Origin of the sequence: Micromonospora sp. MH99, from assembly GCF_021442385.1 — a bacterium.
Taxonomy (GTDB): domain Bacteria; phylum Actinomycetota; class Actinomycetes; order Mycobacteriales; family Micromonosporaceae; genus Micromonospora.
On record NZ_MUZA01000019.1, the window covers coordinates 24,229 to 42,309 of the forward strand.

The 18,081-nt window shown below is 72.9% G+C and carries 17 protein-coding genes; 7 read left to right on the forward strand and 10 right to left on the reverse strand.

The window, feature by feature from the left end:
* Positions 1-34 precede the first annotated feature (34 nt).
* From B0E54_RS12945 to ctaD, 3 genes are all read left to right on the forward strand, one after another.
* Positions 35-493: a DUF4383 domain-containing protein gene (locus B0E54_RS12945; protein WP_374109266.1), complete on the forward strand. Its 459-nt coding sequence runs from the start codon at positions 35-37 to the stop codon at positions 491-493.
* A gap of 112 nt (positions 494-605) precedes the next feature.
* The gene (locus B0E54_RS12950; protein ID WP_234583624.1) at positions 606-1,337 is read left to right on the forward strand and encodes an ATP-binding protein; all 732 of its coding nucleotides are present in this window, start codon (positions 606-608) and stop codon (positions 1,335-1,337) included.
* A gap of 125 nt (positions 1,338-1,462) precedes the next feature.
* A complete protein-coding gene (gene ctaD / locus B0E54_RS12955; RefSeq protein ID WP_234583625.1) occupies positions 1,463-3,454 on the forward strand; it encodes a cytochrome c oxidase subunit I in 1,992 nt (663 codons plus the stop codon).
* A gap of 77 nt (positions 3,455-3,531) precedes the next feature.
* Here ctaD and B0E54_RS12960 read toward each other — a convergent pair whose 3' ends face one another.
* Positions 3,532-4,674 carry a SigB/SigF/SigG family RNA polymerase sigma factor gene (locus B0E54_RS12960; RefSeq protein ID WP_234583626.1) on the reverse strand — a complete coding sequence of 381 codons (1,143 nt, stop codon included), beginning with the start codon at positions 4,672-4,674 and terminating at the stop codon, positions 3,532-3,534.
* Positions 4,675-4,895: 221 nt separating this feature from the next.
* Entirely contained in the window at positions 4,896-6,308 is a 1,413-nt protein-coding gene (locus B0E54_RS12965; RefSeq protein ID WP_374109267.1) for a hypothetical protein, read from the reverse strand.
* Positions 6,309-6,531: 223 nt separating this feature from the next.
* Between B0E54_RS12965 and B0E54_RS12970 the strand changes: the two genes are divergently transcribed.
* On the forward strand, positions 6,532-6,759 hold the full coding sequence (locus B0E54_RS12970; protein ID WP_234583627.1) for a CDGSH iron-sulfur domain-containing protein: 228 nt from the start codon (positions 6,532-6,534) through the stop codon (positions 6,757-6,759).
* 204 nt (positions 6,760-6,963) lie between these two features.
* Here the strand turns inward: B0E54_RS12970 and B0E54_RS12975 are convergent, their stop codons facing one another.
* Genes B0E54_RS12975 through B0E54_RS12985 form a run of 3 tightly spaced genes read right to left on the reverse strand, consistent with a single transcriptional unit; the run spans position 6,964 to position 10,991 of the window.
* A complete protein-coding gene (locus B0E54_RS12975; RefSeq protein ID WP_234583628.1) occupies positions 6,964-8,070 on the reverse strand; it encodes an iron-containing redox enzyme family protein in 1,107 nt (368 codons plus the stop codon).
* Between the two features lie 49 nt (positions 8,071-8,119).
* Positions 8,120-9,874 carry a thiamine pyrophosphate-binding protein gene (locus tag B0E54_RS12980; protein WP_234583629.1) on the reverse strand — a complete coding sequence of 585 codons (1,755 nt, stop codon included), beginning with the start codon at positions 9,872-9,874 and terminating at the stop codon, positions 8,120-8,122.
* Positions 9,867-10,991, reverse strand: a complete 1,125-nt coding sequence (locus B0E54_RS12985; protein ID WP_234583630.1) for a Vms1/Ankzf1 family peptidyl-tRNA hydrolase — start codon at positions 10,989-10,991, stop codon at positions 9,867-9,869. Before B0E54_RS12985 ends, B0E54_RS12980 begins: the two co-directional genes overlap by 8 nt.
* Before the next feature lie 142 nt (positions 10,992-11,133).
* On the opposite strand from B0E54_RS12985, the gene B0E54_RS12990 reads away from it, so the two are divergent.
* Both B0E54_RS12990 and B0E54_RS12995 read left to right on the forward strand, forming a co-directional pair.
* Complete coding sequence (locus tag B0E54_RS12990; protein WP_234583701.1) at positions 11,134-11,679, forward strand: hypothetical protein; 546 nt, start codon at positions 11,134-11,136, stop codon at positions 11,677-11,679.
* A 70-nt stretch (positions 11,680-11,749) separates the two neighbouring features.
* The gene (locus B0E54_RS12995) at positions 11,750-12,610 is read left to right on the forward strand and encodes an alpha/beta fold hydrolase (RefSeq protein WP_234583631.1); all 861 of its coding nucleotides are present in this window, start codon (positions 11,750-11,752) and stop codon (positions 12,608-12,610) included.
* Between the two features lie 55 nt (positions 12,611-12,665).
* Here the strand turns inward: B0E54_RS12995 and B0E54_RS13000 are convergent, their stop codons facing one another.
* Positions 12,666-13,004: a DUF3817 domain-containing protein gene (locus B0E54_RS13000; RefSeq protein ID WP_234583633.1), complete on the reverse strand. Its 339-nt coding sequence runs from the start codon at positions 13,002-13,004 to the stop codon at positions 12,666-12,668.
* A 162-nt stretch (positions 13,005-13,166) separates the two neighbouring features.
* Here B0E54_RS13000 and B0E54_RS13005 point away from each other — a divergent pair, with 162 nt between their 5' ends.
* Entirely contained in the window at positions 13,167-14,645 is a 1,479-nt protein-coding gene (locus tag B0E54_RS13005; RefSeq protein WP_234583634.1) for a glutamate--cysteine ligase, read from the forward strand.
* A gap of 13 nt (positions 14,646-14,658) precedes the next feature.
* On the opposite strand, the gene B0E54_RS13010 is transcribed toward B0E54_RS13005, so the two are convergent.
* The 4 genes from B0E54_RS13010 to B0E54_RS13025 form a co-directional block, all read right to left on the reverse strand.
* Positions 14,659-15,045 (reverse strand): DUF2267 domain-containing protein, encoded by a 387-nt coding sequence (locus tag B0E54_RS13010; RefSeq protein WP_234583635.1) that lies wholly within the window; start codon positions 15,043-15,045, stop codon positions 14,659-14,661.
* A 133-nt stretch (positions 15,046-15,178) separates the two neighbouring features.
* The gene (locus B0E54_RS13015) at positions 15,179-15,745 is read right to left on the reverse strand and encodes a GNAT family N-acetyltransferase (protein WP_234583636.1); all 567 of its coding nucleotides are present in this window, start codon (positions 15,743-15,745) and stop codon (positions 15,179-15,181) included.
* A gap of 82 nt (positions 15,746-15,827) precedes the next feature.
* Complete coding sequence (locus B0E54_RS13020) at positions 15,828-17,000, reverse strand: zinc-dependent alcohol dehydrogenase (RefSeq protein WP_234583638.1); 1,173 nt, start codon at positions 16,998-17,000, stop codon at positions 15,828-15,830.
* Between the two features lie 30 nt (positions 17,001-17,030).
* Positions 17,031-17,981, reverse strand: a complete 951-nt coding sequence (locus B0E54_RS13025) for an SRPBCC family protein (protein ID WP_234583639.1) — start codon at positions 17,979-17,981, stop codon at positions 17,031-17,033.
* Between the last annotated feature and the right edge of the window lie 100 nt (positions 17,982-18,081).

Genomic DNA, 18,081 nt, shown 5'->3' on the forward strand with positions numbered 1-18,081 from the left:
CCGCTCACGCCCGTCGCGCAGCGAGGAGCCGGTGATGGTCGGACCGATGGCGCACTCCCGGGCCCGGGCCAACCCGGCCGACGGCAAGCCGCCGGTACGCCGGGCGGCCAGCGCCGCGTCCGTGCTCTTCCTGCTGGTCGGCGTGCTCGGCTTCGTCCCGGGGATCACCAGCGGTACGGACAATCTGCGGTTCGCCGGGCACGGCTCGGGCGCGTTCCTGTTCGGCGCCTTCCAGGTGTCGGTGCTGCACAACCTCGTCCACCTGCTGTTCGGGGTGGCCGGCCTGGCGCTGGCGCGGACGACCAGCGGCGCCCGCACGTTCCTCATCGGCGGCGGCGCCGTCTACCTGGTGCTCTGGCTGTACGGCGTGGCGGTGGATCACGACACCGGTGCGAACGTCCTGCCGGTCAACGTCGCTGACGACTGGCTGCACCTCGGCCTCGGTCTGGGCCTGATCGCGCTGGGTCTGCTGACCGGCCGGGCACGCCGCTGACCTGCGCGTCGGGACGTGACGCGCGTCCTGAGACCGGCCGGTCCGGTTTGGCGCCGCGGGGCCTCGGGTAGTGGGCAGATCCCGACCCGACCAGCGAATCGAGGGCCCGCCGATGCCCAGCCGGATCACCTGCGAGGTGCGCGAGACCGCACCGGTGGCGGTCGTCCAGCTCACCGGCGCCCTCGATCTGGGCACGATGCGGTCGGTGCACCAGGCACTGGACGGGGCCCTGGCCGCCCAGCCGGAGGCGCTGGTGGTCGACCTCGAGCGGGTGACCGTGCGGGACCGGCTGGCGCTGTCAGTGTTCGCCGCGACGGCCCGGCGGGCCGAGGAGTGGCCGGCCGTGCCGGTGGTGCTGTGCGCGCCGCCTCCGGCCGCCGCCCGCTGGCTGGCCGAGTCGACGACCTGCCGGGTGGTGCCGGTGTCGCCGGACTGCGCGGAGGCGACCCGGGTGGCCGGCGCGGCCGGCGCGCTGCGGATGCGGGCCCGGCTGGAGCCGGTCGCCGGGGCCTGCCGGCGGGCCCGGGAGCTGGTCGGCGACGCGTGCGCCCGGTGGAACCTGCCCGACGCGGCGGGCCCCGCAGCGCTGGTGCTCAGCGAGCTGGTCGGCAACGTGGTCCGGCACGCGGGCACCCCCATGCAGGTGACGGTGACCCTGCGTCGGCCGTACCTGCACCTGGCCGTGGTGGACGGCAGCCGGGCCGCCGCCCAGCCCCCCGCCGATCCGGATCTGCGGGCCGAGGGTGGCCGAGGGTTGCTGCTGGTCCGCGAGCTGGCGCAGCGGTGGGGCAGCGTGCCGGCGGGCCAGGGCAAGGCCGTCTGGGCGATGCTGCCGGCAACCTGAGCGCACGTGGCGGCTTCGACCGGTACCGGCGATCTGACCGAAATTACCGCTTAAGCCTGGTTACATGGTGCGAGGGTCGGGTAGGCACGCCCGTCCTTTCTGCCGTCACGACGGGGTGAGCAACCATGCCCAAGCGGGTAACCACGGAACCCGGTCGCGATCGGGGCCCGGCGATCCTGGCACCGGCCCGCTTCGGGGGCTTCCCCGGAGCCCTGCGGGCACCGGTCCCCGGCAACTCGTTGATCAAATTCCTCGCCACCACAGATCACAAGCAGATCGGTCTGCTGTATCTGCTGACCTCCTTCGCCTTCTTCGTGTTCGCCGGCCTGGAAGCGATGGTGATGCGGGCCGAACTGGCCCGCCCAGGTCTGCAGTTCCTGTCCTCGGAGCAGTACAACCAGCTCTTCACCTCGCATGGCGCGGTGATGCTGCTGCTGTTCGCCACGCCCGCGGCCTTCGGTTTCGGCAACTTCATCGTGCCGATCCAGATCGGCGCAGCAGATGTGTCGTTCCCCCGCCTCAACGCGCTGGCCTACTGGCTGTACCTGTTCGGCGGGCTGATGGTGATCGGCGGCTTCCTCACCCCGGGAGGCTCGGCCGACTTCGGCTGGACCGCGTACAGCCCCCTCAGCGACGTGGAGAACAGCCCCGGGGTGGGCGCGAACATGTGGGTGCTCGGTCTGGTCGTCTCCGGGCTCGGCACCATCCTCGGCGCGGTCAACCTGATCACCACGATCCTCACCCTGCGCGCGCCTGGCATGACCATGTTCCGGATGCCGATCTTCACGTGGAACATGCTGTTCACCAGCGTGCTGGTGATCCTGGTGTTCCCGCTGCTGGCCGCCGCGCTGCTCGCGCTCTCAGCGGACCGACTGCTCAACGCGCACGTGTACGACGCGGCCACCGGCGGGCCGATGCTCTGGCAGCACCTGTTCTGGTTCTTCGGACACCCCGAGGTCTACATCATCGCGCTGCCGTTCTTCGGCATCATCACCGAGATCATCCCGGTCTTCTCCCGCAAGCCGATCTTCGGCTACACCGGGCTGGTGCTGGCCACCATCGCGATCACCGTGCTGTCCATGACGGTCTGGGCGCACCACATGTTCGCCACCGGCCAGGTGCTGCTGCCGTTCTTCAGCATCCTGAGCTACCTGATCGCGGTGCCCACCGGCGTGAAGTTCTTCAACTGGATCGGCACCATGTGGAAGGGCCAGCTCACCTTCGAAACGCCAATGCTCTTCGCCATCGGCTTCCTGGTCACCTTCCTGCTCGGCGGCCTCACCGGGGTGCTGCTGGCCAGTCCCCCGGTCGACTGGCACACCCACGACAGCTACTTCGTGGTGGCGCACTTCCACTACGTGGTGTTCGGCACCGTGGTCTTCGCGCTGTTCGGCGGCTACTACTTCTGGTGGCCGAAGATGACCGGCCGACTGCTCGACGAGCGGCTCGGCAAGGCCCACTTCTGGACGATGTTCATCGGCTTCCACGGCACCTTTCTGGTGCACCACTGGCTGGGCGCCGAGGGCATGCCCCGCCGGTACGCCGACTACCTGCCCACCGACGGCTTCACCACCCTGAACACCATCTCCACGATCTTCTCGTTCATCCTCGGCGCGTCCACCCTGTTCTTCATCTACAACGCGTGGAAGTCCTGGCGGTACGGGGCGATCGTGACGGTGGACGACCCGTGGGGCTTCGGCAACTCCCTCGAGTGGGCCACCAGCTGCCCGCCGCCACTGCGCAACTTCGACCAGATGCCACGGATCCGCTCCGAGCGTCCGGCGTTCGACCTGAAGTACGGCCCGCTCGTCGCCGACCTGGGCCGGGACCTGCCGCAGCGCACCACGAAGCCGCCGCAGCAGTTCGCCGACGAGCTGCACATGGAGCACCACAGGCCCGAGTCACCCGCCGCCGAAGGCGCGCACGGCGCCCGGGACGCGGCCGCGTACCAGCCCGCGCCGGAATCCGGCGCCCGCCCGGTGGACGTGCCGGAGCCCGAAGGCGTGCGCCGGCCGAGCTTCGAGGAGAGTGATGCGCCCAAGGACGCCGAGGACGCGCCGAAGCCGCACGAACGCTGGCGGCACCCGCACAGCGACGGCGAGACCGAGGACCGCTGACCCGCGTACCCGGCCAGGGGCCCACACCACCGGCTGGTGGTGTGGGCCCCTTCTTCGTGTGTGTACGTGGCGGCCGGTCAGTCCCGGGCGGGCGCCAGGCCGGCGGCGGTGAGCGAGCGGCGCACCGCGGGCTGCACCCGGGTCAGCCGCAGCGGCACGCCGGTGCGCTCGGCCGCCTCGTGTCCCGCCATCAGCGCGGCGATTCCGCCGGCGTCGAAGCCACCCGCGCCGACCAGGTCGACGACGACCTCGCTCGGCTGGCCGTTGACGGCCTCCAGCATCGCGCGGCGCAACTGGTCCGCGCCGTCCCTGTCCACCTCGCCGCCGACCTCGACGACGACCCCGTCGCCGTTCTGCCGCACCGAGATGCGGGTCTTGCCCGGGTCCGGTTCGGCGGCGCCGTTCTGCCAGGGCGGTGGCGCGTCGGCGAGCATGGCCTGCCGCAGCCAGGTCAGCGCCCGCGACAGCAGCCGGGAGACGTGCATCTGCGAGATGCCGAACCGGGCGGCGATCTCCGCCTGCGTCTGGTTGCCGTAGAAGCGCATGGCGAGGATGCGGCGTTCGCGCCAGGGCAGCCGGTGCAGCAGGCCGCTCACCGTCACCCGGTCGTCGACCGATTCCAGCGCGTTGTCCGACTCGCCGACCAGGTCACCGAACTCCGCGGAACTCTCCCCGCCGACCGGCGCGTTCAGTGACGCCGGGCTGTAGCCGGCCGCCGACTCCAGCGCCGCGAGGATCTCCTCCTGCGGCGTCTCCAGGCGGGCCGACAGCTCGGCCACCGACGGCGCCCGGGACAGCTCGCTGGTCAGCGCGGCGGTGGCCTGGCCCACCTCGAGGATCAGGTCGCGCAGCCGCCGGGGCACGTGCACACCCCAGGTGCGGTCCCGGAAGTGCCGTTTGATCTCCCCGACGATGGTGATCGCCGCGTACGCGGTGAACGAACCCCGTTCCGGGTCGTACCGGTCGACGGCGTTGACCAGCCCGAGGCGGGCCACCTGCTCCAGGTCCTCCAGCGGCTCCCCCCGGCCCCGGTACCGGCGGGCCAGTCGCCCGGCGAACGGCAGCGCGAAGCGCACCAGGTCGTCGCGCGCCTCCCCCCGCCGCTCCGGCGGCAGCCCCTCGATCCGGGCCGCGTACGCCAGCGCCGCCGCGTCCAGGTCCTCCAGACCACGCTCGGTGGGTGGTGGTGTGGTCGTGGTCGTGCTCGTCTGTCCGAACATCCGCGCCTCCCTCAGGAAGGTCCCCCGCCCGGATCGGGAAACCGGTCGTGCGCGTGGTCGGGCCACGCACCGGGCCGGAAAGTGGGTCAGTGACTGGGATGCCAGCGGGCGACAACGCCTCTACGCGGCGCAATCAGGCCGTCGCAGCCAGCGATGTTCCCGCTCCGTAGGTACTCAATCACGGGACCCCGGGTTCGCGAGGAAGTTTCGGCGTGCTCCCCTCAGGAGACGAGCAACCCCTGGTGGCCGCCGCTCTCGCGGAGCACCGAGAGGGCCTCAGCGGCCCCCAGCGGGGGCGGAGCGGGCAGGTCGTACGGCTGGGCGCGCAGGACCTCGGTGGCCCGGCGCGTCGGCACGGACGTCACCGGATAGCCCCGGGCGGAGGTCCGGTCCAGCGCCCGCCGCCGCCGGCCGAAGCCCGCGACGGCCAGCCACTGCGGCAGCCCGGCCAGGGCGGGCGAGCGCATCCCGGGAGGCTCGGGCAGAACGTCCACCGAGCTGAACGTCTCGCTGCCGGCCAGCCACCACTCGGCCTCGTCGACGCTGCGCCGGGTGGCGTTCTCACACCAGTACGGCACCAGCCCCGCCCGTACCACCTGCCACGGATCGAGCAGCCGCCCACACTCCACCACCAACCGGTCACCGGTCTTGCCGGCGGCCCGCAGCCACCGCCGGTACAGGTCGGCCACGCCCGCGCTCAGCGCCGCCGGTCGGGGCATCAGGACCCGGTGCAGCGGATGCTGCCGGGCCGCGGCCCAGTCCCGCGTGGTCCGCTCGAAGTCCGGGTCCACACCGTGCTCGGCGTCGCCCGACGGCGCCGACACCTCCGGCGGCGTCCACCGGGTCGCGTCCCCGCCCACGGCGCGCAGGACCTGCCGTAGGGCGTGGCTGTCGGGGTGGAAGTCAACCGGGTCCAGCCCGCTGGCCGGGCAGCCGACCTGGAAGCTGTGCCCGGCGCCGCGCTCCACCACCGGCCACGTGCGCGCGTCGCGGACCAGCAGCATCGGGGCGCCCGCGCTCAGCCGGTCGGTCAGGAACTGCGCGTACGCGGCCGGCAGCGCCTTCCAGCGGGCAGCCAGCGACACGGTGGCCCCGGTCAGCGGCCCTCGGCTGGCCGGGCAGTGCACCTGGCGCAGGTGCACGTCGGGGTTGCCGGCGAGCAGCCGTTCGGCGAGCGCGCCGCCGTGCTCCAGCGCCGCCTCCGGGCGGTCCACGGCGCCGTCGCTCCAGTGCGCGGTCATCTCGAAGCCGGCGGGCAGCCACGGCACCCCCAGGGCCACCGCGAGGTGCGCGGCCGCACCGTGCGGCGAGCCGATGAGCACGCCGGGGTAGCTCCGGCGCGGGTACTGGTTGACGAACCAGCGGGCGACCCGGGCCGCGTCCACCTCACCTACCTGCTCGACGGTGAGGGCGACCCGCCCGGCGGCCCGACTCACCGCGGCGCGGCGTACCGGCTCCGGGGCGCCCGGGAACCGCGACGTGGGCCCAGTGTGCCCGAGGTCGGCGCAGTCCGCGCCACGCAACGCCCGGGCGGTGGCGGCGACCAGCACCCGGGCGGCGCTGCCCTGGGCCACGACCCGGTCGCCGGCCAGACCGGCGCCGTCGGCCGTCAGCCCCTTGTGCACCTTGTGCACCGGGCCCACCTTGCCTCGTTCGCTCACCACGCGGCCCGGCTTCCCGTCCCGATGGGGTTCAAACGGGGCATCACCCACCCGGCGGCACCAATCCACAGGTCAACGCCGTTCGGCGACGATCAGCTCCGGGCGGCTTGAGCGGGCCGGCGGGGACGATCGGCCCTGAGGGACCCCGGACGCCCGCACGGGTTTCGTCGCGGCCGGGGCGGGCACTTCCGGGCTCATGCGCACCGAGGACACTGGCGAGTCCGCCGCCACGATCACCCCGTACGAGGACGGCCCGCTGCTGGTCCGCGGCGACTTCGCCCTGCTCACTCCGGACGGTGAGCGGATCGACGCGCGCCGAGGCACCGTCGCTCTGTGCCGGTGCGGCAAGTCGGCGCTCAAGCCGTTCTGCGACGGCACCCACAAGGTGATCAACTTCCGCGCGGGCGTCGCCCGCGAGGGGTGAACCCACCTCGCTCGACCCCTTTGCTCTGCTTCCACCGACGCAACGGAAAGGGTCCGTCACTGTCGCCTGGGCGGAAGCAGAGCAAAGGACGGAACTGGACCGGGCGGACCCGCCTGCCCGCCCGGCGGTTCGGGTCGGGTCAGGTCGGGTCAGGTCAGGTCAGGTCAGGTCAGGTCAGGTCAGGTCAGGTCAGGTCAGGTCAGGTCAGACCAGCACGCTCGGCGCCAGCGGGACGACAGGTGTCACCGGGGTCGGCCCGACGAGCGGGACGGACGGTGGCGGGGACGGCGGCGCGGGTGACCGCAGTGAGCTGCGGCCGGCGGCCCAACTGTCCAGCAGGTGCGCCGCGAACAGCCGGTCCACCGCGAGCGCCGCCGCCGCGCCGAAGAGCACGTCCGAGGCGAGCGCTGGCTCGGTACGGACCAGGCCGCCGCACAGGTCGTGCGCGGCGATCTGCTCGTGCACCGCGTCGGCCTCCACGTGCTCGTCGTAGAAGCGGGTCGCCACCTCGTCCAGGCCGAGCCGGCGCAGGCCGTTGCCGTAGCGGCGGTTCGGCAGGGACGAGGTCATCTCGAAGGCCGCCAGGTGCCCGAGCAGCGCCCCGCGCAGCCGTCGGTGCAGCCCGAACAGCGACATCAGGTTGTTCGTCGCCAGCGTCACCGCGGGCACCGCGTCCAGATGGGCGCCGTAGCCGGTGTCCATACCCAACCGGTCGAGGGTGCGCCGGAACAGCTCGGAGTGCATCCGGTCCAGCCGGCCGTTGCCGTACTCGTCGGTCTGGATCTCGACGAGGGCGGCCTTGGCGGGACCGCCGAGCCGGGGCAGCGCCCAACTGTGCGGGTCCGCCTCGCGCAGGTGGTAGACGGAGCGGTGGGCGACGAACTCGCGGAACTGGGCGAGGTCGGCGTGCCGCTGGAGCGTGGCGGCCAGCGGCGGCCCGTCGTCGGCCGCGACCAGCTCACCCAGCCCGGCAGCGACACCGCCGGCCGGTACCGCCGGGGCGCCGGCCAGCCGACGCAGCGCCGCCTCGAAGGGCTGCTCGACGCGGGCCCGCAGGGCCAGCAGGGTGGGCTGCCACTCCCAGCTCTCGTCCACCCCGCTCCAGCCGCGGTAATGCAGCTCGTAACAGAGGAACAGGGTCAGTTGCAGGTCCTCGTCGCTGAACGCGTCCGCCGGGTCCAGGTCGGCGCCCAGGTCGGGAGGCAGGTCGTGCGGCGGCTGCCGCAGCGCGTCGGTCACCGCCACGGACAGTGGGCCGCGCGGCTGCGGCAGGGGCGCAGGACCGTAGCGGCGGTCGGCGGGCTCCAGCATGTGACCTCCAGCGTCGTCGGGCCGCTACTGATGCCCTGGTGAGGTACGCCTAAACGAGATCCTCGACGGCCACCGCCTGCTCGACCTGCTCGCGTACCCGCCGGGCCGGTTCCCCGTCGGCGTACAGTCCGCGCAGGTCGGCGAAGGCCGGCTCCGGCGGCGCCAACGACACCGCCGGGTCGACCACCGCTTCCAGGACGCACGGGCGGTCCGCGGCGAGCGCCTCGTCCCAGGCGGCGCCGACCAGTTCCGGGCGGTCCACCCGGACACCGTGCAGCCCGAGCAGGCGGGCCCAGCCGGCGTACGGCACGTCCGGGCGGCGGTGGGTGGGGTCGGACGACGGCGCCCGGCCGCCGCCCATGCCGTTCTGGTCGCGGTTGTTGAGCACGAGGACCACCAACCGTGGGTCGGCCCACCGCTGCCAGTGGTGCGACACCGTGATCAGCTCGGCGAGGCCGTTGAGCTGCATGGCCCCGTCGCCGAGCAGGGCGATCACCGGCCGGTCGGGTGCGGCGAGTTTGGCGGCCACGGAGTACGGCAGGGCGCAGCCCAACGAGCCGAGGGTGCCGCACAGTTGGGCGTTCACCCCGGGCGGCAGGACGAGGTGCCGGGCGTACCAGTAGAGGACCGAGCCGACGTCGACAGCTACCGACCCGGTCTGCGGCACCCGGGTGGAGAGCTCCTGGAGCACGAGCTGCGGGTTGATCGGGTCGGCGGGCGCGGCGGCCCGGTCGGCGGCGGTCGCCCGCCAGCGGTCGACGGCGCTCTCCACCGTGGCACGCCACTGCTGGTGGGGCCGCGACGGCACCCGGGCCAGCAGCGCGCGCAGCGTCTCGGCCGCGTCCCCGACCAGGGGCACGTCGGCCGGGTACCGGCTGCCGATGCGGGTGCCGTCGATGTCGATCTGCACGGTCCGGGCCTGATCGGGCATCGGGAAGTAGTCGGTCCACGGGTCGTTGGTGCCGACCAGCAGAAGCGTGTCGCAGCCGCCCATCAGCTCGGCGGCGGCCGGCGTGCCGACCTCGCCCAGCACCCCGGCGTGAAACGGCAGCCGCTCGTCGAGGACCGGCTTGCCCAGCAGCGAGGTGGCCACCCCGGCGCCGAGCCGGTCGGCCAGTTCGACGATCTCGGCGGCGGCGCCCCGGCCCCCCTGCCCCACCAGGATGGCGGTGCGCTGGCCGTTGCCGAGGACCTGCGCGGCGGCGTCGAGGTCCACCTCGTGCGGCAGCACCCGGGCCAGCGGTTCGCCGGGAGTCGCCGTGATCACGCCGACCGCGTGGGTGCCCAGGTCGGGCACCACTGCCTCCTGCAGGTGCCGGGGCAGCACCACACAGGTCGGGCTGCGCGTCGCCGCCGCGGTGCGGAACGCCTGGTCCAGCAGCGCCGGCACGCTCTCCGGGCTGCGGCCGTACTGCACGAACTGGTTGCACACGTCGCCGAAGAGCCGGCTCAACCCGATCTGCTGGTGCGCGCCGCCCAGGGGGCCGGTGACGTCCTCGCCGACGATCGCCACGACCGGTTTGCTGTCCAGCTTCGCGTCGTAGAGACCGTTGAGCAGTTGCACCGCGCTGGGCCCCTGGGTGGCCAGGCAGACCCCGATGCCGCCGGTGAACTTGGCGTGCCCGGTGGCCATGAACGAGGCGGTCTCCTCGTGGCGGGCCGGGATGAACGCCGGGTCGCCTCCGGAGCGGTCCAGCGCCTCGACCAGCGGGGCGATCGCCGCGCCGGGAAAGCCGAAGGCGCGCGGGACCCGCCAGGCGCGCAGCCGCTCCACCACCAGGTCCGCGACGCGGCGCTCAGCCATTGCCGCGCCCCGGGGTGCCCTCGTCGACGTAGCGCAGCACCGCGCCGACGCCGTCGGTGAGCTGGGGCGCCTCGTCCGCGCCGAGCACTGTCAACGCCGCGTCGGTGCCGACCAGCGCCCGGACCAGCGCCGCGTCGGCGCGTACCCGCTGCGGGTCGTCGACCGACATCGCGCTGAGCTGGGTCGGGTCGACGGCGATCTCGGTCGGCTCGGGGCCGATCCACAGCTCGCCGTTGGCCGACGGGTCGTCGACGATGAGCATGGTGTCGACCTGGTTGCGTTGCAGGGCGGAGACGACCGCGTCGAGGCCGGCGCCGACGTCCTCCTGCACGCCGAACCGGTCCAGCGCGGCGGTGATCCGCTGGTCGGCGACCTCCGCGATGGTCTGCACGGTGAGGTCGTCCAGCATGGTCTGGTCGGCGCCGCCGGCCCGGGATCCGGCGTCCGTGCGGACGACCAGGTCCTGCCAGCGCTCCGGCATCTGGGCGGCGATCATCCCGGTGGCCCGGACGTCACCGGCCACCACCACGACGTCGGCGCCCACCTTGTCGGCCAGCTCCACCGTCGCGGCGGTCACGTCGCCGGCGTTCTGGTGCCACGCCTCCATGGCGGCCCGCTGGTAGCGCGACTGGGACCACCCGCCGGGCTGGACGCGCCGCAGCGGGAAGCTGTCCCGGCCGGCGACGTGCGCCCGTCGGGGCACCCCGCCCGCGCTGACCGCCATCGCGTCGCCGCCGGTGCGGTCGGCCACGACCCGGACCCAGGCCACCTGCTCGCCGCGCTGGGCGAGCAGCGGCATCACGTGCGGCAGCGGCCCGAAACTGGCCAGGTCGCGCAGCGGTGGCGCGGACAGGTACTCGGAGAGCGCCACCCGCCCGTGGCTGGCGAAGACGGCGAGGCCGTAGTCCCCGACCATCGGGTCGTGACCCCGGATCACCCGGTCCAGCGCGGCGATGCTCGCCTCGTCGGCCCCCTGTTCGGCAAGGCTCCGTTCCAGTGCGCGCCAGCGCAGGTCCAGTGCCGGGTGGGCGTCCTCCGTGTCCGCGGAGGCGTCCAGGTACACCGAGCACCACGGCCCGGGTCGGTCGTAGAGCGGGCGCAGGAAGGACAGCTGCATGCTCGACCCCTTTCCAGCTCGGCCCCCCGCTTACCCTGCTCGCCCGGGATGTCACCTCGTGGCCGTGAGCCCGTGACCAGGTTTCATTCACGTCGTTCAACCGGGGACATCGATACGATCAGTGAACACAAGCGGACTCTCGGTGGTGGGGATGGACAGCGGACTCGATACCCGACGGATCGTGCACCCGACGGAGCGGATCGTCACCGGGCGGTTGGTCCGCCTGCTCGACGGCTACACCCGCGAGATACGCGTCGGCCAACCGGTGCTGGTCGCGGTGCTCGCCGCGGCGGCGTTCGCCCGGCTGCCCGCCCTGCTGCTACGCGCGCTCTTCTCGTTCGGCGGCGGCACCCGGCGACGCTGGAAGGAGCTGAAGCAGGGCCCGGAATACCTGGTCACCCCGGTGCGCCTGCGCAACACCGCAGGTCAGCTCTGCGAGGTGGAGCTGCACGGGCACCTGCCGCAGAGCGCGCTGCACCCGGCCGATCAGGTGCAGCTCACCCTGCGCCCGCAGCGGGATCCGGAGTTGCCGCCGCGCATCGAGCGGATCGTCAACCTGACCACCGGGCAGTTGCTCACGCCGCGTACCGCGACGCTCTGGTCGCACCTGGGGCCGCCGCTGCTGTTGCAGGCGATGATCGGCGCTCTACTGCTGGCCGGTGTGGTGGCCTGTTCCGCGCTGACCTGAGCGTCGGGGGACGGCCCCCCTCCTCCCGCGGAGGGTTTCCGGGCCGCGAGGGGCGGGCACCGGCACCGGCATGTTTCCCGGCTTCACCCTCGACGAGATCGACGTCGGTCCGGTACGCCTTCGGGTCCGCCACGGCGGCTCCGGCCCGCCCGTTGTGCTGCTGCACGGGCATCCCCGTACCCACGCCACCTGGCACCGGGTGGCGCCGTTGCTCGCCCGGCGGCACACCGTGATCTGCCCGGACCTGCGCGGCTACGGCCGTTCGACGAAGCTGGCCGACACCCCCGACCACTCCGCGTACGCCAAGCGGGCCATGGCCCGCGACGTGGTGGCGCTGCTCGACGCGCTGGGCCACGAGCGCGCCGCCGTGGTCGGCCACGACCGAGGCTCGTACGCGGCGATGCGCACCGCGCTGGACCACCCTGATCGGGTCAGTCGCCTGGGCGTGCTCGACGGGGTGCCGATCGGCGAGGCGCTGCGCACCTGCGATGCCCGGTTCGCCGCTCGCTGGTGGCACTGGTTCTTCCTGGGGCAGACCGACAAGCCGGCGGAACGGGTGATCAACGCCGATCCGGACGCCTGGTACGGGGGTGACCCCGCCGAGATGGGCGAGGAGGCGTACGAGGACTACCACCGGGCGATCCACGACCCGGCGACCGTGCACGCAATGTGCGAGGACTACCGCGCGGGGCTCGGGCCGGATCGCGCGGCCGACGACGCGGACCGGGCGGCCGGGCACAGGATCGGCTGCCCGGTCCTGTTCGTCTGGTCCGAGCGCGACGACATGGTGGAGTTGCACGGCAACCCGGCGGCCATCTGGCGGGAGTGGGCCGACGACGTACGGGCGGCGTCGGTCGACTCGGGTCACCACATGGCCGAGGAGGCGCCGGAGGCGCTCGCCGCTCTGCTCGCCGACTTCCTGACGGAGTGAGCGGGGGCCCGCACCCGGCGTGGCTCCCGCCCGAGCGCGCGGGTTAGGCGGCGGGTCAGCCGACCGGCGTGGGCTCGCGGGTCGGCTGGTCGACGCTGCCGAGCAGGCCCCGGCGGTGTGCCCAGCGCTCGAAGATCAGGGTGGCGAACGGCGGCACGGCGCACGCCAGCGCCACGACGCTCACCGGCAGGCTCCAGCGGCGCAGCCGGGCCACCGCGAGCACCAGCAGCCCGTACGCGACGAACAGGCCGCCGTGGATCGGGCCGAAGATCTTGACGCCCAGCTCATTGCCGGGCGGACCGTACTTGACGGCCATTCCGGCCAGCAGGGCCAGCCAGGAGCAGGCCTCGGCGATCGCCGCCGCGACGAACAGCCGGGTCACCTTCTCGCGCATCCGGCAATGCTAGCGGTGCCGGCCGTCGCGCCCGCGCCGACCACGCAGCGTGCGACAGGGGTCACGGGGCCCGCTACTGGGTAGGAAAGAACCCTCGGGTCTTCCCCCGCCCGCCGACTCCGTGCGAGGTTTGGGGGGACCAGCGGTGACAGGGTGGTGACCATGGGCGAGGATGTCGGCGTACGGACCTTCAGTCGGGAGGACCGGGCGCGTTACCGCGAGAAGGTGCGCAACTGCCTGGACGTCTTCGCCGAGATGTTGCGCGAGTCGCGGTTCGACATCGACCGGCCGATGACCGGGCTGGAGATCGAGCTGAACCTCGTCGATGAGGCGTCGAACCCGGCGATGCGCAACGCCGACGTGTTGGCGGCCATCGAGGATCCGAGCTTCCAGACGGAGCTGGGCCAGTTCAACATCGAGATCAACGTGCCGCCGCGGCGGCTGACCGGCACCGGCACCGCCGACTTCGAGGAGCACGTGCGGGCCAGCCTCAACGCCGCCGAGGAGAAGGCGCGCGCGATCGGCGCGCACATGGTCATGATCGGCATCCTGCCGACGTTGCGCCCCGAGCACCTGACCGCCGAGACGCTCTCGGCGAACCCGCGCTACAAGCTGCTCAACGAGCAGATCTTCGCCGCCCGGGGTGAGGACCTGCCGATCGCCATCAGCGGGGTGGAACGCCTGGCGGTCACCGCCGACACGATCACCCCGGAGGCGGCCTGCACGAGCACCCAGTTCCACCTGCAGGTCAGCCCGGCGCAGTTCGCCGACTACTGGAACGCCGCCCAGGTGGTCGCGGGCATCCAGGTGGCGTTGGGCGCGAACGCGCCGCTGTTCTTCGGCCGGGAGCTGTGGCGCGAGACCCGCATCCCGCTGTTCCAGCAGGCCACCGACACCCGGCCGGAAGAGATCAAAGCCCAGGGCGTACGCCCCAGGGTCTGGTTCGGCGAGCGGTGGATCACCAGCGTGTTCGACCTGTTCGAGGAGAACGTCCGCTACTTCCCGGCGCTGCTGCCGGTGTGCGACCCGCAGGACCCGGCGCAGACCCTCGCGGCCGGCGAGGTGCCCAACCTGGCCGAGCTGCGGCTGCACAACGGCACGATCTACCGCTGGAACCGCCCGGTGTACGACGTGTCGCGCGGCCGGCCGCACCTGCGCGTCGAGAACCGGGTGCTGCCGGCCGGGCCGACCGTGCTGGACACCATCGCCAACGGCGCCTTCTACTTCGGACTGGTCCGCGCCCTGGCCGAGTCGGACCGCCCACTGTGGTCACAGATGTCGTTCAGCGCCGCCGAGGAGAACTTCACCAGTTGCGCCCGGCACGGCATCGACGCGCAGGTCTTCTGGCCCGGCCTGGGTTACCTGCCGGTCACCGAGCTGGTGCTGCGCCGGCTGCTGCCGATGGCGCACCACGGCCTGGACCGGTGGGGCCTCGACCCGGCCGAGCGTGACCGGCTGCTGGGCATCATCGAGCAGCGGTGCCTGACCAGCCGCAACGGCGCGACCTGGCAGGTGGAGACGCTGCACCGGTTGGAGTCCGCCGATCACCTGGACCGGCCGGAGGCGTTGCGCGAGGTGGTCCGGCACTACGTGACGCTGATGCACAGCAACCGGCCGGTGCACGAGTGGCCGATCCCCTGACGCGGGGCGACGGTCAGCCGCGCGGTGTCGGCACGCCGAACAGGTCGGTGATGCCGCCCGGCAGTTGGGCGAGCAGGTCCTGTCGCTCGTCGTCGTCGAGGGCCTCGGCGACGGTACGCAGCACCGCCTGAGCGTGTTGACGCACCTGGTCCGCGTTCGCGACCTGCTCCCGGTCACCGACGTGCTTGAGGAACTCACCGATGTCCCACCGACGGCCCTGCGGATTACGGGTGACCGACGTGTCCAGTCGATCCGGTAGCTGTGCCGCCAGGTGGTCGGCCTCCTGTCCGGCGAGCCGCTCGCCGAGCACCGACAGGACGGCCTGTACGGACCGTACGGCCTCGTTCTCCCCGAGGCCCGCGCGCTGGCGTACCGTGGCGATCATCTGGTCGTACTCCATGATCCGCTCCTTCCGTCGGCTCGGCCGGCCGTGCGGCCCGCCGGGCGAACGGGGCGGTTTCCCCGGCTGGCCGGGCACAAACGGGGTGGCGCGGTGTCCGGTACCGAGACGCCTGGGTGGCGGTGGACCGGAATCAGCCGGCGAGCGCCGCGGGCGGCGGATCGTCGCGCAGCCGGCTGTAGAGATAGCCGTCGCGCCACGCGCCGGCCCGGAACTCGCAGGCCCGCACGACACCCTCCAACTGGAAGCCGGCCTTCTCCAGCGCCCGCTGCTCGGCGACGTTCTCCGGGTGGGTGCCGGCCTGGATGCGCTGCGCCGGGGTGTGGGTGAACAGGTAGTCGCAGAGCAGCGCCTGGGCTCGCCAGCCGATGCCCCTCCCCCGCCACTCGGGGAGCAGCGCGATTCCGATCTCCCAGTACGACGCCGGCCCCGAGTTCCGCCGGGACGTGTAGCTGACGATCCCGGCGGCCTGATCCCGCTCGACCTCGACGACGAGCCGGCCGTCGTCCGCGCCCAGCCAACCGTCGACGGCGAAGCGCCGCGCCGGTGCGCCCGGGTCACGAAAGCCGGCCCAGTCGAGGCCGATCAGCCAGGGCTCGACGCAGAACCGCCGCAGCATCGCCAGGTCGGGCTCGCCCACGGGCCGCAGCCGGACGCCTGTGTCGTCGCTCGTCGTTGTCGACGTGTCCGCACTCTCCATCGTCGACACGCTAGCCGCAGGCGCTCCGCTGGTGGGGGCGCCCGGTCGTACGGCGGGGTGCGCCCTGCCCACCGCTGGACGTTCAGACCTTCAGCAGCACCTTCGTGCAGTCGTCCTGCTTCTTCTGGAAGATCTTGTAGCCCTTCGGTGCGTCGCGCAGCGGCAGGCGGTGGCTGACGATGAAGCTCGGGTCGATCTCGCCGCGCTGGATGCGCTCCAACAGTGGCCGGGTGTAGCGCTGCACGTGACACTGGCCGGTCCGCATGATCAGTGACCGGTTCATGAACGCGCCCATCGGGAACTTGTCGACGAGTCCCCCGTACGCGCCGATGACCGACACGACCCCGCCGGAGCGGCAGGCCAGGATCGCCTCGCGCAGCGCGAAGGGGCGTTCCGTCTCGGTCCGCGTGGCCTGCTTGGCCCGGTCGTACGCGTACAGGGCCGCGTTGCCGTGGTGGCCTTCCAGGCCTACCGCGTCGATGCACGCGTCCGGCCCCCGTCCGGCGGTCATCTCGTTGAGGGTGTCGAGCACGTCGACGTCCTCGTAGTTGATCGTCTCGGCGCCGGCGTGCTCCTCGGCGAGCCGCAGCCGGTACGGGAACCGGTCGATGATGATCACGCGCTCCGCGCCGAGCAGCCGGGCGCTGACGGCGGCGAGCAGCCCGACCGGTCCCGCGCCCCAGACCGCGATGACCTGCCCCGGTTTGATGTCGCACATCTCGGCGCCCATGTAGCCGGTCGGGAAGACGTCGGCGAGCGTGACCGCCTGGTCGTCGGGGATGTCGTCGGGCACCTTGAGCGGGCCGACGTCGGCGAACGGCACCCGGGCGTACTCGGCCTGACCGCCCGCGTACCCGCCCAGGAGGTGGGAGTAGCCGAAGATGCCGGCCGGCGAGTGGCCCATGACCTTCTCGGCGATGCCGGCGTTGGGATTGGAGTTCTCGCAGACCGAGTACAGGCCCCGCTGGCACGACGAGCAGTGCCCACAGGCGATCGGGAAGGGCACCACCACCCGGTCACCGGGCTTGAGGTTGCGCACCTGCGGGCCCACCTCGACCACCTCGCCCATGAACTCGTGGCCGAGGATGTCTCCCTTGCGCATGGCCGGGATGTAGCCGTGGTAGAGGTGCAGGTCGGAGCCGCAGATCGCGGTGGTGCTGATCTTCACGATCGCGTCGCGGGCATTCATGATCGTCGGGTCGGGCACGTCGATCACCTTGACGCTGTCGGTGCCCATCCAGGCGGTGGCCTTCATCTCTGGAATCCCTTTCGAAGGCGTGGGTGGTCAGCGACGGGACGTCGGCAGCGGCTGCGCGGGCCGCTGCATGGCCTGTTGGCGTACGGAGATGCCGTTCGGGCTGCCCTCGGAGCGGACCACCTCGCCGGCCTCCAGCACCTGCTTGAACCGGCGCAGGTCGTCACGGACCTGCTGCTCGGGCTCCTCACCGAAGAGCTTGGCCACCGCCCGGCCCAGCGCGCCGGCCGGGGGCGCGTAGCGCAGTTGCACCCGCACCTCGGTGCCCCGGTCACCCGGGGCGGGCACGAACCGGACCCGCCCGGCGTTGGCGACCCGGGCGCCCGGCAGCGAGCGCCAGGTGAGGGACCTGTTCGGCTGGTCGTCGATGATCTCGGCGTCCCACTCGATGTGGCGACCGGCCGGGCCGCGCGCGACCCAGTGGGAGCGGCGCAGGTCGTCGGCGCGTACCGACTCCAGGTGCGCCATGAACTTCGGCAGGTTCTCCACGTCGCGCCAGAACCGGTACGCCTCCGCGGGCGACCGGTTCACGGTCACCGCGATCTCCATCCGGATCACCCGGGCGCGGGCCCGTCGCGCCCGGCCGGCGCCGATGGCGACTGCCGTGTCCAGGGCGGTGATGCCGGCGATCGCGGCGGTCGTCAACGCCAGGCGGCGTCGGCGTTCACCCCGACGGTCGGCCATCGCCCGGCCCAGCAGGGTGAGGTCGAGCGCGTCACCGGCCACCCGCGTCCACGCCCAGCCGGCGGGGCGGCGGCCGCCGAGCAGACCGGCGGCGTGCACCAGCTCGCGTGCGCCGACGGCCGGGATGACCGCCTGCGCCGCCGGCGAGTCGTCCACCCCGGTCAGTCGCGCGAGGGACCGGGGTACGGCCAGCGCGCCCACGCCCAGGGCCAGGCTCAACAGGCCCAGCGCCCTCGGCAGGGTCGTCGGGACCGGCCCGTCCAACTCCGGCAGGAGCACCGTCTCGACTCGATCCATGTCGGGTTCCTTCCGCGGGGCCGTGCCCGCCGACGCACGGCGCCTCGGCGGTGGGTCCGCCTCCGTGACGCTATGCGGTACGCCCACCCCGCGAGACCGA

Excerpts from the sequence above, each read along its gene's own strand:
- B0E54_RS12975 (WP_234583628.1), bottom strand. The coding sequence starts at position 8,070 with ATGCTGGAGCCCGCCGACCGCCGCTACGGTCCTGCGCCCCTGCCGCAG.
- B0E54_RS13025 (WP_234583639.1), bottom strand. The coding sequence starts at position 17,981 with ATGGATCGAGTCGAGACGGTGCTCCTGCCGGAGTTGGACGGGCCGGTC.
- ctaD (WP_234583625.1), top strand. The coding sequence starts at position 1,463 with ATGCCCAAGCGGGTAACCACGGAACCCGGTCGCGATCGGGGCCCGGCG.
- B0E54_RS12980 (WP_234583629.1), bottom strand. The coding sequence starts at position 9,874 with ATGGCTGAGCGCCGCGTCGCGGACCTGGTGGTGGAGCGGCTGCGCGCC.
- B0E54_RS13010 (WP_234583635.1), bottom strand. The coding sequence starts at position 15,045 with ATGGAGTACGACCAGATGATCGCCACGGTACGCCAGCGCGCGGGCCTC.
- B0E54_RS12970 (WP_234583627.1), top strand. The coding sequence starts at position 6,532 with ATGCGCACCGAGGACACTGGCGAGTCCGCCGCCACGATCACCCCGTAC.
- B0E54_RS13020 (WP_234583638.1), bottom strand. The coding sequence starts at position 17,000 with ATGAAGGCCACCGCCTGGATGGGCACCGACAGCGTCAAGGTGATCGAC.
- B0E54_RS12985 (WP_234583630.1), bottom strand. The coding sequence starts at position 10,991 with ATGCAGCTGTCCTTCCTGCGCCCGCTCTACGACCGACCCGGGCCGTGG.
- B0E54_RS12960 (WP_234583626.1), bottom strand. The coding sequence starts at position 4,674 with ATGTTCGGACAGACGAGCACGACCACGACCACACCACCACCCACCGAG.
- B0E54_RS13005 (WP_234583634.1), top strand. The coding sequence starts at position 13,167 with ATGGGCGAGGATGTCGGCGTACGGACCTTCAGTCGGGAGGACCGGGCG.
- B0E54_RS12945 (WP_374109266.1), top strand. The coding sequence starts at position 35 with ATGGTCGGACCGATGGCGCACTCCCGGGCCCGGGCCAACCCGGCCGAC.
- B0E54_RS13015 (WP_234583636.1), bottom strand. The coding sequence starts at position 15,745 with ATGGAGAGTGCGGACACGTCGACAACGACGAGCGACGACACAGGCGTC.
- B0E54_RS13000 (WP_234583633.1), bottom strand. The coding sequence starts at position 13,004 with ATGCGCGAGAAGGTGACCCGGCTGTTCGTCGCGGCGGCGATCGCCGAG.
- B0E54_RS12995 (WP_234583631.1), top strand. The coding sequence starts at position 11,750 with ATGTTTCCCGGCTTCACCCTCGACGAGATCGACGTCGGTCCGGTACGC.
- B0E54_RS12950 (WP_234583624.1), top strand. The coding sequence starts at position 606 with ATGCCCAGCCGGATCACCTGCGAGGTGCGCGAGACCGCACCGGTGGCG.